The sequence below is a fragment of the Pseudomonas sp. PvP001 genome (assembly GCF_040546375.1).
In the GTDB taxonomy this organism is placed as follows: Bacteria; Pseudomonadota; Gammaproteobacteria; order Pseudomonadales; family Pseudomonadaceae; genus Aquipseudomonas; species Aquipseudomonas coleopterorum.
In genome coordinates this window covers 4102897-4117972 of the sequence record NZ_JBEPNQ010000001.1, presented here as the reverse complement: position 1 = coordinate 4117972, position 15076 = coordinate 4102897, and the positions used below count along the sequence as shown (strand labels likewise).

At 63.1% G+C, this 15076-nt stretch carries 13 protein-coding genes and 3 pseudogenes; 8 read left to right on the top strand and 8 right to left on the bottom strand.

Going from position 1 to position 15076, the window contains the following annotated elements:
• Window positions 1–2: 2 nt before the first annotated feature.
• From rloB to ABMD26_RS18920, 4 genes and pseudogenes are all read left to right on the top strand, one after another.
• A complete protein-coding gene (rloB, locus tag ABMD26_RS18935; protein WP_049858890.1) occupies window positions 3–1538 on the top strand; it encodes an osmotic stress tolerance membrane protein RloB in 1536 nt (511 codons plus the stop codon).
• Window positions 1538–2525: pseudogene (locus ABMD26_RS18930) on the top strand (alpha-L-glutamate ligase-like protein). Before rloB ends, ABMD26_RS18930 begins: the two are co-directional and overlap by 1 nt.
• Window positions 2526–2603: 78 nt before the next feature.
• On the top strand, window positions 2604–3947 hold the full coding sequence (gene pabB / locus ABMD26_RS18925; protein ID WP_134723228.1) for an aminodeoxychorismate synthase component I: 1344 nt from the start codon (window positions 2604–2606) through the stop codon (window positions 3945–3947).
• A gap of 82 nt (window positions 3948–4029) precedes the next feature.
• Window positions 4030–4764: a phosphoadenylyl-sulfate reductase gene (locus ABMD26_RS18920; RefSeq protein ID WP_134723229.1), complete on the top strand. Its 735-nt coding sequence runs from the start codon at window positions 4030–4032 to the stop codon at window positions 4762–4764.
• Between the two features lie 45 nt (window positions 4765–4809).
• Here the strand turns inward: ABMD26_RS18920 and cysB are convergent.
• A pseudogene (cysB, locus tag ABMD26_RS18915) lies at window positions 4810–5786 on the bottom strand (HTH-type transcriptional regulator CysB).
• A 121-nt stretch (window positions 5787–5907) separates the two neighbouring features.
• Window positions 5908–6408, bottom strand: a complete 501-nt coding sequence (locus ABMD26_RS18910; RefSeq protein WP_049858895.1) for a universal stress protein — start codon at window positions 6406–6408, stop codon at window positions 5908–5910.
• 213 nt (window positions 6409–6621) lie between these two features.
• Between ABMD26_RS18910 and ABMD26_RS18905 the strand changes: the two genes are divergently transcribed.
• A complete protein-coding gene (locus ABMD26_RS18905; RefSeq protein ID WP_049858978.1) occupies window positions 6622–7695 on the top strand; it encodes a 3-deoxy-7-phosphoheptulonate synthase in 1074 nt (357 codons plus the stop codon).
• A gap of 54 nt (window positions 7696–7749) precedes the next feature.
• On the opposite strand, the gene ABMD26_RS18900 is transcribed toward ABMD26_RS18905, so the two are convergent.
• Entirely contained in the window at window positions 7750–8031 is a 282-nt protein-coding gene (locus ABMD26_RS18900; protein WP_049858896.1) for a GNAT family N-acetyltransferase, read from the bottom strand.
• A 480-nt stretch (window positions 8032–8511) separates the two neighbouring features.
• On the opposite strand from ABMD26_RS18900, the gene ABMD26_RS18895 reads away from it, so the two are divergent.
• Window positions 8512–8763: an Lpp/OprI family alanine-zipper lipoprotein gene (locus ABMD26_RS18895; protein WP_043185736.1), complete on the top strand. Its 252-nt coding sequence runs from the start codon at window positions 8512–8514 to the stop codon at window positions 8761–8763.
• A gap of 67 nt (window positions 8764–8830) precedes the next feature.
• Here the strand turns inward: ABMD26_RS18895 and ABMD26_RS18890 are convergent, their stop codons facing one another.
• From ABMD26_RS18890 to ABMD26_RS18880, 3 genes are all read right to left on the bottom strand, one after another.
• Window positions 8831–9799, bottom strand: coding sequence for a L,D-transpeptidase family protein (locus ABMD26_RS18890; protein WP_134723230.1), 969 nt, complete (start codon window positions 9797–9799; stop codon window positions 8831–8833).
• A gap of 92 nt (window positions 9800–9891) precedes the next feature.
• A complete protein-coding gene (locus tag ABMD26_RS18885; protein ID WP_049858898.1) occupies window positions 9892–10185 on the bottom strand; it encodes a hypothetical protein in 294 nt (97 codons plus the stop codon).
• A 56-nt stretch (window positions 10186–10241) separates the two neighbouring features.
• Window positions 10242–10847, bottom strand: coding sequence for an arylesterase (locus ABMD26_RS18880; RefSeq protein WP_134723231.1), 606 nt, complete (start codon window positions 10845–10847; stop codon window positions 10242–10244).
• 11 nt (window positions 10848–10858) lie between these two features.
• Between ABMD26_RS18880 and ABMD26_RS18875 the strand changes: the two genes are divergently transcribed.
• The gene (locus ABMD26_RS18875; RefSeq protein WP_354311218.1) at window positions 10859–11542 is read left to right on the top strand and encodes an ABC transporter ATP-binding protein; all 684 of its coding nucleotides are present in this window, start codon (window positions 10859–10861) and stop codon (window positions 11540–11542) included.
• A pseudogene (locus ABMD26_RS18870) lies at window positions 11542–14047 on the top strand (ABC transporter permease). Before ABMD26_RS18875 ends, ABMD26_RS18870 begins: the two are co-directional and overlap by 1 nt.
• Before the next feature lie 15 nt (window positions 14048–14062).
• Here ABMD26_RS18870 and ABMD26_RS18865 read toward each other — a convergent pair.
• Entirely contained in the window at window positions 14063–14371 is a 309-nt protein-coding gene (locus ABMD26_RS18865) for a hypothetical protein (protein WP_049858902.1), read from the bottom strand.
• A gap of 197 nt (window positions 14372–14568) precedes the next feature.
• Window positions 14569–15045: a transcription elongation factor GreB gene (gene greB, locus ABMD26_RS18860; RefSeq protein WP_122743562.1), complete on the bottom strand. Its 477-nt coding sequence runs from the start codon at window positions 15043–15045 to the stop codon at window positions 14569–14571.
• Window positions 15046–15076: the final 31 nt, after the last annotated feature.

Sequence of the window (15076 nt, the reverse complement as noted above, 5' to 3'; positions counted from 1 at the left end):
CAATGCGCGCGCTAACCCTGCACCTGAAGATCCTGATCACCGCGCTGGTGGCTCTGGGCATCGCCATCACGGCCTATCAGATTCTGGTCCTCGGCATTCCGGTGACCGAAGACGAAACCGACGACCTGTGGAACATCGATGCCAAGGTCGAGTTCGTCGCCAGCGCCAAGGACCCGGTGAAGGTGCAGATGTTCGTGCCGCCACTGAGCCGTGACTACGTGAGCCTCAACGAGAGCTTCATCTCCAACAACTACGGGGTCAGCGTCAATCGCCTGGACGGCAACCGCAAGGTGACCTGGTCGGCCCGCCGCGCCTCGGGCAACCAGACACTGTATTACCGCCTGGTGCTGACCAAGCGCTACAGCGGTGAAAAGCCCAAGGTCAAGGGGCCCATCTTCCGCGACAGCCTGGCCGTGGAAGGCCCGGAGAAGATCGCCGCCGAGGCACTGCTGGCACCCATCCGCCAGCATTCGGCGGACGTCGAAACCTTCGTCGGCGAAACCATCAAGCGGGTCAACAACCTGGCCGACGACAACGTCAAGCTGCTGCTGGCCGGTGACACCTCGACCCTGCACAAGGCGCGGATCGTCGACCTGCTGCTGTCCATCGCCCACGTGCCGATGGAGAAGGTCCACACCGTGCGCCTGCTGGCCGATCAGGCGCAGACGCCGGAACTGTGGCTGCGCAGCTTCAACGGCAGCGACTGGCTGTACTTCAACCCTGATACCGGCGAACAGGGCCTGCCCGAGGATCGCCTGCTCTGGTGGACGGGCGACGAGAACCTGGTCAGCGTGGAGGGCGGACGCAAGGCGACCGTGACCTTCACCATGAACAACAGCGAGATGAACGCCATTCGCCTGGCCAAGCTGACCGACGAAAACACCGACGCCGACTTTCTCGAATACAGCCTCTACGGCCTGCCGCTGCAGACCCAGCAGACCTTCATGATCATGGTGATGATCCCGATCGGCGTGCTGGTCATCCTGATCCTGCGCAACCTGATCGGCATCCAGACTCTAGGCACCTTCACCCCGGTGCTGATCGCCCTGGCGTTCCGCGAAACCCAGCTGGGCTTCGGCATCATCCTGTTCACCGTGATCACCGCCCTGGGGCTGTCGCTACGCTCGTACCTGGAACACCTGAAGTTGCAGATGCTGCCCAGGCTGTCCGTGGTGCTCACCTTCGTCGTGGTGCTGATTGCCGCCATCAGCCTGTTCAGCCACAAGTTGGGCCTGGAGCGCGGGCTGTCGGTAGCGCTGTTCCCGATGGTGATCCTGACCATGACCATCGAGCGCCTGTCGATCACCTGGGAAGAACGCGGCAGCGGGCACGCCCTGAAGGTCGCCGTGGGCACGCTGTTCGCCGCGTCCCTGGCGCACATCCTGATGAGCGTTCCGGAACTGGTCTACTTCGTGTTCACCTTCCCGGCGATCCTCTTGATTCTGGTCGGTTTCATGCTTGCCATGGGCCGCTATCGGGGCTACCGGCTGACCGAACTGGTCCGTTTCAAGGCATTCCTCAAGCAGGCCGATTCCTGATGTTCGGTTTGTGGAAGACCTGGAAGGCGCTGGAGGCCCGCGGCATCATGGGCATCAACCGGCGCAACGCCGACTATGTGCTCAAGTACAACCGGCGCAGCCTCTACCCCATCGTCGATGACAAGATCATCACCAAGGAGCGCGCCATCGCCGCAGGCATTCACGTGCCTGAGATGTTCGGGGTCATTTCCACGGAAAAACAGATCGACCGTCTGGACGAGATCATCGGCGGGCGCAGTGACTTCGTGGTCAAGCCTGCCCAGGGGGCCGGCGGGGACGGCATCCTGGTGGTCGCCGACCGCTTCGAGGAGCGCTTTCGCACCGTGTCGGGCAAGATCATCAGCCGCGCCGACATCGAGCACCAGATCTCCAGCATTCTCACCGGCCTGTATTCACTGGGTGGGCACCGCGATCGCGCGCTGATCGAATACCGGGTGATTCCCGACCAGATCTTCAAGAGCATCAGCTACGAAGGCGTGCCGGACATCCGCATCATCGTGCTCATGGGCTACCCGGTCATGGCCATGCTGCGCCTGCCGACCCGGCAATCGGGCGGCAAGGCCAACCTGCACCAGGGTGCCATTGGCGTGGGCGTCGACCTGGCCACCGGGGTGACCCTGCGCGGTACCTGGCTCAACAACATCATCAGCAAGCACCCCGACACCACCAACGCGGTGGACGGTGTGCAACTGCCCAACTGGGACGGTTTCATGCGTCTGGCGGCGGGCTGCTACGAGCTCTGCGGGCTGGGCTACATCGGCGTCGACATGGTCCTGGACCAGGAAAAAGGCCCGCTGATCCTGGAGCTCAACGCCCGCCCCGGGCTGAACATCCAGATCGCCAACGATTGCGGCCTGACCCTGCGCACCCAGGCCGTGGAAAAACACCTGGAAGAACTGGCCGCCGAAGGCCCTCGTCGAAACCGTGGAAGAACGCACGCGGTTCGTCCAGGCGCTGTTCGGTCACGTGCCTGCCGTGACGAGCTGAGACCGGACGCCACGCCGCCCGCACACGAGCGGCCGGGTGCATTACAATCCCAGCCCCGCCACTGGCCACCGATCTATCATGCCGACCTGCTTGCTCCACGCCCTGCCCTACCTGGCCGATCCGGCGCCCTATTTCGCCGTGGTCCGCCACGCCCCCGGCGCGGTACTGCTCGACAGTGCGCAGCCGATTGCCCAACGCGGCCGCTTCGACCTGATCAGCGCCTGGCCTCTGCAGACGCTCAGCGTTCAAGCCGATGAATCCGGCCAGCAGTATCTGCACCGTGCGCGCCAGGCATTGGCCGGACTGGGTCAGGCGCAATTGCCCGATGGCTGCGAACTACCGTTCGCCGGTGGCCTGATCGGCTACCTGAGCTACGATTTCGGCCGCCGGCTGGAGAATTTGCCACACCCTAACCACGACGATCTCGACCTGCCGCACGCCAGCCTCGGCCTGTATGGCTGGGCCCTGATCAGCGACCATCAACGGCAGACCAGCCACCTGATGTTCCATCCCGCGCTGCAGGCATGCGAACGGCAACGCCTGACCGACCTGTTCGACCGACCGGCCCGAGACCAGGCGCAGCCCTTCCGCCTGCAGTCGCCGATGACACCGGATCAGACCTCAGAGCAGTATCGACGGGCATTCGAGACGGTGCAGGCCTACATCCAGGCGGGCGATTGCTATCAGGTCAACCTTACCCAGCGCTTTCGTGCGGCCTGCGCCGGGGATCCCTGGACCGCCTATCAGGCAGTACGCGCCGCCTGCTCCACGCCGTTTTCCGGCTATCTGCAACTGAGCACCGGCGCGGCCCTGTTGAGCTTCTCCCCGGAGCGCTTCATCAAGGTCACGGCCGGCCAGGTGGAAACCCGGCCGATCAAGGGCACCCGCCCGCGCAGCCTCGACCCTGATGAGGATGCACGCCATGGCCGCGAACTGCTGGCCAGTGCCAAGGACCGCTCGGAAAACCTCATGATCGTCGACCTGCTGCGCAACGACCTGGGCCGCACCTGCCGGATCGGCTCGGTACGGGTGCCGCAGCTGTTCGCCCTGGAAAGCTACCCGAACGTGCATCATCTGGTCAGCGCCGTCACCGGTGAGCTGGCAGCGGACAAGGACTGCCTGGACCTGATCGCAGGCAGCTTTCCCGGTGGTTCGATCACCGGCGCACCGAAGATCCGCGCCATGCAGATCATCGACGAGGTGGAACCGACCCAGCGTGCGATTTACTGCGGCTCGTTGCTGTACCTGGATGTGCGCGGCGAAATGGACAGCTCGATCGCCATCCGTACGCTGCTGATCAAGGACGACCAGGTGTGCTGCTGGGGCGGCGGCGCGATCGTGGCCGACTCCCAGTGGCAAGCCGAATACGAGGAATCGATCTTCAAGGTCAAGGTCTTGCTGGACACCCTGGCCGGGCTCTGATCCCGGCCATGCCGCTGGGTGTTTTTTGTTACCATGGCGCCATATAGAGCGCCCAGCGCCACTTTGACCAGGAAGCCGCCTGATGAGCCAGCCCTTCGATGTCGCCGAAATGGCGACGACCTACGCCAACAAGTCCTCCCAGGACATTCTCAAGCTCGCCTTCGCCCACTTCGGCGACGACCTCTGGATTTCCTTCAGCGGCGCCGAAGACGTGGTGCTGGTGGACATGGCCTGGAAACTGAACAAGAACGTCAAGGTGTTCAGCCTGGACACCGGTCGCCTGCACCCGGAAACCTACCGGTTCATCGAACAGGTGCGCGAGCACTACAAGATCACCATCGAACTGGTCTCGCCGGACAATGCGTTGCTGGACCCTTTCGTCAAGGAAAAGGGCCTGTTCAGCTTCTATCGCGACGGCCACGGCGAGTGCTGCGGCATCCGCAAGATCGAACCGCTGCGGCGCAAGCTCTCGACCGTCAGCGCCTGGGCCACCGGCCAGCGTCGCGACCAGAGTCCCGGCACACGCAGCCAGGTCGCGGCAGTTGAAGTGGACGGCGCGTTCTCGACGCCCGAGCGCACCCTGTACAAGTTCAACCCCCTGGCGCAGATGAGCAGTGAAGAAGTATGGGGTTACATCCGCATGCTGGAACTGCCCTACAACAGCCTGCACGAGCGCGGCTTCATCAGCATTGGCTGCGAGCCGTGCACGCGGCCGGTCCTGCCCAACCAGCACGAGCGCGAGGGGCGCTGGTGGTGGGAGGAAGCCACGCAGAAGGAATGTGGGCTGCACGCAGGGAATCTGATCACCAAGGCCTGAGCATCGCAGGCACATGGGCCTGCAATGCTCAGGCCCGTGGCGTGATCAATGCTCGGGCAGCTCGACGCCTTCGAACAGGGCTTCGAGCTCCTGCTTATTGTGGCACTGGATAGCCTTGGCCATGACCTCGCGGGTGAGGTGTGGCGCGAATTTCTCGATGAAGTCGCACATGAAGCCGCGCAGGAAGGTGCCACGGCGGAAGCCGATACGGGTCACGCTGGATTCGAACAGATGGTCGGCGTCGAGCACCACCAAGTCATTGTCGAGCTTGGGATCGACGGCCATCTTGGCCACGATGCCCACGCCCAGCCCCAGACGCACGTAGGTTTTGATCACGTCGGCATCGGCCGCGGTGAACACCACTTTCGGCGCCAGGCCGCGGCGCGAGAACGCTTCGTCCAGCTTGGAACGGCCGGTGAAACCGAACACGTAGGTGACGATCGGGTATTCGGCGAGCGCTTCCAGGGTCAGTTTCGGCACCTTGGTCAGGGGATGCCCCTGGGGCACCGCGATGCAGCGGTTCCAGCGGTAGCACGGCATCATGATCAGGTCACCGAACGAATCCAGGCCTTCGGTGGCAATGGCGAAGTCGACGGTGCCGTCGGCAGCCATTTCGGCGATCTGCATCGGTGAGCCCTGGTGCATGTGCAAGGCGACGTCCGGGTACTGCTTGATGAAGCTGCTCTGATCACCGTTGGCAGGGCATAGCGCGCCTGGGTATGGGTGGTGGCGATGGACAGCGTGCCCTTCTTCTCGTTGGAGAATTCCTGGGCGATCTGCTTGATGCTTTCCACCTTGCGCAGGATTTCACCGGCGGTGGTGATGATGCGCTCACCTGCCGGCGTGACGCGGGTCAGGTGCTTGCCGCTGCGTGCGAAGACTTCAACACCCAGTTCGTCTTCCAGCAGGCGGATCTGCTTGCTGATACCTGGCTGCGAGGTATACAGGCTTTGCGCCGTGGCGGAGACGTTGAGGTCATGGTGCGCTACCTCCCAGATGTAGCGCAGTTGCTGAAGCTTCATATGAATCCCTCACACAGGAAAACCGCCAGTCGTCGGCGAAGGGTTATAACTATATTAAAGGTCTAGGCAATAAATCTAGAACTTTTTATTAAATTTGTAGGAAAAATAACCAGCTTATCGCCTAGCTCTTCAGGCGGCTGCGTTGCTCTGTGAGGGGTACCAGATAGACCGGCGCCGGGGACAGCTGCAACACGCGGGTAGCCGTGCGGCCCAGCGAAACATCGACGGTAGCCACCTGACTGTGGCTGCCGAGCACCAGCAGGTCCACTTTCAGGCGCTGGGCCTGATCGAGAATGACCTCGGCCGGATCGCCCTGAAGCACCCGCACGGCGCGGATCAAGGCAAGGTCTGGCTCGTCGTCGCCCAGGTCACTGCGCAGGCTTTGCAGAACCTTCGTTTCAATCCCCGCCATTACGGCGCTCAAGCCGTGGTTGTGCAAGCGATCCAGGGTGGACTCGTCCAGATAGCTCTGCAGCACCGATTCGGCGATCAGGCCCATGGGCTCGACGGCATGGATGACATACAGCTGCGCATTGAAGCTGCGCGCCAGGGCGACGGCGTGCTGCATGACGAATGGGGCGTACACCCCCAGGTCAGTGGCGTACAGCATGGAGCGGATCATGCGACCTCCGAAGTGGCCAAGGCGACAGGGCACACTTGAGCGTAGCAGCGCCGTTCGCAGTGCACCGGTCGTCGGCAGAGCGATGGCACAAATCCGTTGTCTGCATGCGCTCTAACGCGCTAAGGTTCGACTCCCCCGCCGCTCATAATCATGCTGTGCCTCGCCGTGCGGGGTTCGCTGGCGGCCGGCACCCGTGACCTGACGAGTAACACGATGGCTGACCTACCGATCGACGACCTTAACGTCGCCTCCAATGAAACCCTCATCACGCCTGCCCAGCTGAAGCGGGAAATTCCGCTCAGTGCCGCTGCGCACAAGACCGTCGCCGCCGGCCGTGAAGTGGTGCGCGATATCCTCGATGGGCGCGATCATCGCCTGTTCGTGGTCATCGGCCCCTGCTCGATCCACGACATCGATGCGGCGCACGAGTATGCCCGGCGCCTGAAGGCGTTGGCCGCCGAAGTCTCGGACACCCTGTACCTGGTGATGCGCGTGTACTTCGAGAAGCCGCGCACCACGGTCGGCTGGAAAGGCCTGATCAACGATCCGTACCTGGATGACTCGTTCAAGATCCAGGATGGCCTGCACATTGGCCGGCAATTGCTGCTGGACCTGGCCGAGATGGGCCTGCCTACCGCCACCGAAGCCCTTGACCCGATCTCGCCGCAGTACCTGCAGGACCTGATCAGCTGGTCGGCCATCGGCGCGCGCACCACCGAATCCCAGACCCACCGCGAAATGGCTTCGGGCCTGTCTTCGGCCGTGGGCTTCAAGAACGGTACCGATGGTGGCCTGACCGTGGCCATCAACGCCCTGCAGTCGGTGTCCAACCCTCACCGCTTCCTGGGGATCAACCAGGAAGGTGGCGTCTCCATCGTCACCACCAAGGGCAACGCCTACGGCCACGTGGTTCTGCGTGGTGGCAACGGCAAGCCCAACTACGATTCGGTCAGCGTGGCGGTGTGCGAGCAAGCGCTGGAGAAGGCCGGCATCAAGGCCAACATCATGGTCGACTGCAGCCATGCCAACTCCAACAAGGACCCGGCGCTGCAACCACTGGTGATGGAGAACGTGGCCAATCAGATTCTGGAAGGCAACCAGTCGATCATCGGCCTGATGGTGGAAAGCCATTTGAATTGGGGAAGCCAGTCGATACCCAAGGACCTGGGCGACCTGCAATACGGGGTGTCGGTCACCGATGCGTGCATTGACTGGGCCAGCACCGAAAAGACGCTGCGCAGCATGCACGCCAAACTCAAGGATGTGTTGCCAAAGCGTACCCGCTGACCGTCAGTACCGGGTCAGTCGAGCCTTCGCTGCCCCGGTACTCGGGGCACAGCGTTACAGCTTTGCCGCACGACGCTGATGGCGCTCCATGTAGCGTTCAACATACGAGCAGGACGGAATCACCGTATAGCCATGGCTTTCGGCATAGTCCAGGGCCTGCTCGGTCAACGCTGCAGCGATCCCGCGCCCGCGCAGGGCGTTGGGGACGAAGGTGCGGTAGATGTCCAGGGTCTGTTTGCCCAGGTCCATGTACGTCAGGTACGCACGGTGGCCGTCGATGTTGGTTTCGAACTGGTGACCGGCCTGGTCGTGGTGGATGGATAGCGCCTCGCTCATGGCAATTCCTCGCGGGTCTTGGATTTTGATCTCTACCTTACCGCTCTTTGTACGACTTAGAAACAGTTGTGCCGACTTGTGCTGTTTTTGTCATCAAGGCCGGGCGAAGCCTGCGCGTTCGACGTGATAAATATCGTCGCTCGGCTTACGTTTGGCTTAGTTGTCTCGCATCGTGCTAAATCAAGGGCCGCTTTCTAACCCTTCTCGATTGACCCGCAGAAGCGGACATGTAAAAACCGCCTTAGTTCATGTCTGCGACAACTAAACCGCGCACTTGCGATAACCCTCGACCCTTGCGCAAGCAGCGCTAGACCGCGCTTTGCGGGTTACGTTCCGCCATCCTGGGCACGCATGGATTTTTTTTCATCTCTTGCGTTGCGTCCGTTTACTTACTACAAGTAATGAGTACTATGTACGGCGGCCAGTTTCTCATTCATGAGAAATGGCTACTTAAAAGAATGTCCTTCGAAGGGGAACACAATGAACAACGCTCTGAAATTCTCTGCACTGGCCCTGGCCGCCGTTCTGGCTACCGGTTGCAGCAGCGCATCCAAAGAAACCGAAGCTCGTCTGACCGCTACCGAAGACGCCGCTGCACGTTCGCAAGCCCGTGCCGACGAAGCCTACCGCAAGGCTGACGAAGCACTGACCGCTGCTCAGAAAGCTCAGCAGACTGCCGACGAAGCCAACGAGCGCGCCCTGCGCATGCTCGACAAGGCCAGCCGCAAGTAACAGCTTTTCGAGGCTGTAAAAAAACCGACCCATTGGGTCGGTTTTTTTATGCCTGATGAAGACCGCGCTATGGCGCCGGCGCCGTGTCGGGTGCGCTGCTGATCATCGGCGCGCCGGAAACGGCGATCTCGACCGGCAGGCCGTCTTCGGCAGCGACCACATCGCGGACCACGTCCCAGTTCATCTTGATGTCCGGGGCGAAGTCCCTGCGGTTGAGCAAGGCGTTGATCACGGCGGTGTGCCTGTCCAGGGCCACCGGGTCACCCTTGTCGGTCAATTGCGCGTGGGCCTCGAGGTACACCTTGCCACCGCTCATGCCGAACTTGTATGACTCGTTCATGATGCGCACGCTGGTGCCCACTGGCACCATGCTCGCCAATTCCAGCACGTTGTCGTTGTACATGCGGAAACAGCCATGACTGGTGCGCATGCCGATGCCGAACTGCTTGTTCGAACCGTGAATCAGGTAGCCCGGCAGGCCCAGGGTGAACTTGAACGGCCCCAACGGATTGTCCGGACCGGCCGGGACGACGTTGGGCAGCGGGTCGCCGTCCGCAGCGTGCTCGGCCTTGATCGAAGCCGGTGGCGTCCAGGTCGGATTGGCGGTCTTGGCGATGACCTTGGTCTGCGCGATGGGCGACCCCCACCCTTCCCGACCTATCCCCAGTGGGTAGGTACGCACGACGTTCTCGCCCTTGGGGTAATAGTAGAGGCGATATTCGGCCAGGTTGATGACGATGCCTTCGCGCGGGCCGGGGGGCAGAATGAAGCGGGTCGGCAGGACGATCTGCGTGCCGGCACCCGGCAGCCAGGGATCGACACCGGGGTTGGCCGCGACCATTTCCAGATAGCCAAGGTCGTTGGCGGTCGCGATATCGGCGAAGGTGTCTTCGTACTTGGCGGTGATGGTCTGCACCTGGCCAATGATGTCTTCACCCGGAGGCGGCAACGGGAATTCCAGCGCCATGACCGGCGCCGCAGTGAACGCGGCGGCCAGCGACAGGCAGCGAGTGAAGACGGAAAGGCTCGGCGGCATCCAGGAAATCCTTGATCGAACTGAACGGGACAATGCCGCGATTGTACGCGCAGTTGCCGGGCGCGTGTAGCCGAAGACCCTCGGCGCGCCGATCAGGGGATCGACTGCAACTCGGGCCATACCGGCCGCGTGCCTTTGCGCTGGGCGAACAGAATGGCCCGGCACAGTTTGCACAGGCGCTGATCGCGGAAGATCTGCTTGTGCACCTCCAGCCAGCGCGGCTGGGCCGGCAGCAAGGTGCCGCACAGGGTGCGGTCCACCGAACCACCGAGCTCCAGTTGGCGCGCCACCAGATGCACCCGGCTTTCCTGGCAGGCGAACAGGTCCAGCTGATCGTCGGGTTCGATCAGTTGGTAGGCAAACAGGGACCAGGCGGGACGCGGCATCGGGGGCTCCAAACAGGGGGCGCCACATTAGCCGAAAGCCAGCATCCAGAAAAGCGTCAAAGCAACGGTTTGAGCGTCGGCCAGACGTTTTCCAGCAGTTTGCCCTGGGCACCGGCGGTGGGATGGACACCGTCGGCCTGCATCAATGTCGGAACGCCGCCAACCCCTTCGAGCAGGAACGGCACCAGGGCCACTTTTTTCTCGTCCGCGAGTGTTTGATAGACCTGGGCGAACGCCTTGGTGTACCGCGCGCCGTAGTTGGGCGGCAATTGCATGCCCAACAGCAGTACCTCGGCCCCGGCCTTGCGAGAGAGATCGATCATCGACGCAAGATTCTTTTGCAATTGCGCGACAGGCATTCCGCGCAGGCCATCGTTGCCGCCCAACTCCAGCAGAACCAGGTCCGGCTTGTGCGCTGCAAGCTGCGCGGGCAGCCGCGCCAGGCCATTGGCCGAGGTATCACCGGTGATCGAGGCATTCACGACTTTGTCGTCGAAACCCTGTTGCGCCAGGCGCTTTTCGAGCAGTGCTACCCAGCCGGCGCGGGTATCCAGGCCGAAAGCCGCGCTGATACTATCGCCAACGATCAGGACGGTACCTGCCACTGCACTCTGGGCGGCCAACATCAGGCCCAGGCCAGCACTCATCAACCACATTCGCATCGGGACTCTCCATGGGCGCAAGCATTCTTACAGCGCGGAACCTTAGCAAAGTGGTCACCAGCGCGGAAGGTGAACTGACCATACTGCACGAACTCTCCCTGCAATTGGCGAAAGGCGACAGCCTGGCGATCGTCGGCGCCTCGGGTTCAGGCAAGTCCACCCTGCTCGGCCTGCTGGCCGGCCTCGACCTGCCCAGTGCGGGCAGCGTGACCCTGGCCGGCCAGGACCTCGGCACCCTCGACGAGGACCAGCGGGCTCGGGTGCGCGCCGAACACGTGGGGTTCGTGTTTCAGTCGTTCCAACTGCTGGACAGCCTCAATGCGTTGGAAAACGTGATGCTGCCGTTGGAGCTCGACGGCCGCAAGGATGCCCGGGAGCATGTGCGCAACCTCCTCGAACGGGTTGGCCTGGGCCAACGCCTGACACACTCGCCGCGCCAGCTCTCGGGCGGCGAACAACAGCGCGTGGCCATCGCGCGCGCCTTCGCTGCCGAACCCGACGTGCTGTTCGCCGACGAACCCACCGGCAACCTCGATAGCCATACCGGCGAGCGCATCAGTGACCTGCTGTTCGAACTGAACAAGGAACGCGGCACGACCCTGGTACTGGTAACCCACGACGAGCGTCTGGCGCATCGCTGCCAGCGTTTGATCCGCCTCGATGCCGGGCGCCTCGTCGCGCCTCTGGAGCCCTGATGGTCGGCTTGCCGATGTTCCGCCTGGTGGCCCTGGCCGCCCGGCAGTTGTTGCGTGACGCCCGCTCCGGCGAGCTGCGCGTACTGTTCTTTGCCCTGCTGGTGGCGGTCGCTGCCAGCACTGCGATCGGCTATTTCGGGGCGCGCCTCAATGGCGCGATGCAACTGCGCGCGACCGAGTTCCTTGGCGCCGACCTTATCCTGCAGGGCAGCAGCCCGGCCCGCCAGGAGCAGATCGATGCCGGCACCCAGGCGGGGCTCGAGCATGCGCGCGTGGTCGAGTTCGCCAGCGTGATCGCCGCCGACAACGGCATCCAGTTGTCCAGCGTGAAGGCGGTCGATGAGGCATACCCGTTGCGTGGTGAGCTCAAGAGCGCTGCGCAACCCTATGGCGAAGAAACCGCTGGCGGCCGGCCCGGCGCCCGGTGAGGCCTGGGCAGAGTCACGCTTGCTGGCAGCGCTGAACCTCAAGGTTGGCGACACCCTGGATGTGGGCAGCAAGACCCTGCGCCTGGCACGCGTGCTGACCTATGAGCCGGACCGAGCCGGCAATTTCTATAGCCTGACGCCACGGGTGATGATCAACCTGCAGGACCTGGCCGCTACCAACGTGGTGCAGCCAGGCAGCCGAGTGACCTACCGCGAGCTCTGGCGTGGCACTCCCGAGCAACTGGCCAGCTATCAGCAGCGACTGGAGTCGGCGCTCGAGCCCAACCAGCGGCTGCGTGATTCCAAGGACAGCAACCAGCAGATCGGCGGCGCGCTGGGCAAGGCCGAACGCTATCTGAACATGGCCAGCCTGGTGGCGGTACTGCTGGCGGGCGTGGCGGTGGCCATGTCGGCCAGCCGCTTCGCCGCGCGACGTTTCGATGCCAGTGCCCTGCTGCGCTGCCTGGGCTTGTCACGCCGCGAAGTGATGCTGATGTTCTGCGTGCAACTGGCCCTGCTCGGTGTGCTGGCGTGCCTGAGCGGTGCGCTGATCGGCTGGTTGGCGCAACTGGTGCTGTTCCAGATGCTCCATGGCTTGTTGCCTGCCGTGGTTCCGGCCGGGGGCGTATTGCCCGCGCTGGCCGGCATCGGCACCGGGCTGGTCGCCTTGGCCGGGTTCGCCCTGCCACCGCTGGCAGCCCTGGGTGCGGTACCCCCGCTGCGCGTGCTGCGGCGCGACCTGCTGCCGGTGCCGACCAGCACCTGGCTGGTGTACGGCACTGCGCTGCTGGCGCTGGGCCTGATCATGTGGCGGTTGAGCCTCGATCTGGTCCTGACCTTCGCCTTGCTCGCCGGTGGCCTGCTGGCCGCGCTGATCCTGGGCGGCCTGTTGCTGCTGGGCCTGAAAAGCCTGCGCCGGCTGCTGGCCCGTTCCACCCTGCCCTGGCGTCTGGGGCTTGGGCAACTGCTTCGGCATCCGCTGGCTGCGGCTGGCCAGGCCCTGGCCTTCGGCCTGATTCTGCTGGCCATGACGCTGATCGCTCTGCTGCGTGGCGAGTTGCTGGACAACTGGCAGAACCAGTTGCCCAAGGATGCGCCGAACTATTTCGCCCTGAACATCCTGCCGGACGAGCGCGATGCCTTCGCCCGTCACCTGCAGGACGCCGGCGCCCGTGCGGCGCCCCTGTACCCGGTGATGCCGGGACGTCTGGTGGATATCAACGATGCGCCGGTGCAGGAACTGGTCGAGAAGGATTCCCGCGGTGAACGCGCGGTGCAACGGGACTTGAGCCTGACCTGGGCCGAACATCTGCCCAACGGCAACCGCATAACCGCCGGGCAATGGTGGAGCGATGCGCAGAACCAGGACCTGCCCGGCGTGTCGGTCGAGGAAGGCGTTGCGCAAAGCCTCAAGCTCAAGCTGGGCGACCGCTTGACCTTCAACATTGGCGGCTCCAATCGCGACGCGGTGGTCACCAGCCTGCGCACCGTGGACTGGAACAACTTCCAGCCCAACTTCTTCATGATCTTCCAGCCCGGCACCTTCGATGACCTGCCGACCACCTACCTGACCAGCTTCTACATCGCTCCTGGGCACGATTCACAGGTGGTCGAGCTGTCTCGCGCCTTCCCTGCGGCGACCATCCTGGGGGTCGAGGCACTGCTGGAACAGCTGCGCAGCATCCTGGCTCAGGTCACCCTGGCAGTGGAATACGTGCTGCTGTTCGTGCTGGCCGCGGGCATGGCCGTGTTGTTCTCCGGGTTGCAGGCGACGCTGGACGAGCGCATTCGGCAAGGCGCGCTGCTGCGGGCGCTGGGTGCCGAGCGGCGCCTGCTGGTCAAGGCACGGCGCATCGAGTTCGGTCTGCTGGGTGCCGCCAGCGGTGTGCTGGCGGCGTTGGGTAGCGAACTGATCAGCTTTGTGCTGTATCGCTACGCATTCGACCTGGCCTGGACCCCGCACCCGTGGTTGCTTTGCTTGCCGCTGATCGGTGCACTGCTGGTCGGTGGGGCCGGCGTCTTCGGCACCCGTCGAGCCCTCAATGCAAGCCCGCTGCAGGTGCTCAGAGAAGGCTGACGCGCTACCCGCCAATCAGCGAAGGGTGATCAGCCCCTGCCGGGCAATGCGCACGGCATGGGCAATCACCTCATGGGCATCCTGCGCCGACGGTGCCTGGATCACGGCCAGTTCGAAGCTGTTGTCGGGCAAACCTTTCAAAGCGCTGTGCTGGTCGATGAAGCGAGCCACGAAAGCGCCGGGCTTGCCACGACGGCGAGGCCAGCCATCGAGGCTGCGCAGCAGGTTCGGTTGGTGCTGGCCCACCAGCAGGATGCGCGGATTGCGCAGGGAAGGACTCGCCGGGATCGGCGCCAGGCAAACGATGGGACGGGGACAGTTCATGATGGTGTTCTCAGCCTCGACCGCTTCATGTGGGAGAGCTGGACAGCGGTGGGAGGCATCACCGAACCAGCGCTTTAGCGCGTATTTCGAAGGCTCGCAAGAACCTCCAGGCGCCCCGCAAGTAGCTGTCTAAATCGGCGCATGAGGGGTAATCCTATTGAATCGGTCGGCAGGGTGTCAACCGCCTGGTGCACACCTCAGGCCGGCTTGTAGCGGATCTGATTGATATACCACAGCGCCTCGCCATCAGGGATCTGTACGACTATTTCGTCGCCTTCCTGCTTCTTCAGCAGCGCGCGGGCCATGGGCGAATCAATGGAGATATAGTCGTTGCGACCATAGATTTCGTCATAGCCGACGATACGAAAGGTCTTGGTCTCGCCTGCGTCGTTTTCGATCTCTACCCAAGCACCGAAGAACACTCGGCCTTCTTGTTCGGGCGAATAATCGACGACCTTGACGTCTTCCAACCGTTTGCGCAGATAACGCACCCGACGGTCGATCTCACGCAGCAGCTTTTTGTTGTACTGGTAATCCGCGTTCTCACTGCGATCCCCCAAAGATGCAGCCCAAGCGACCTTCTGCGTGATCTCTGGCCGATAGACGCGCCACAGATGATCGAGCTCTGACCTCAGCGCCTCGTGCCCCTCACGCGTAATGATGTTCGTTGCCAATGCGGCCTCCGGCCAGACATAAAAGCGTAGC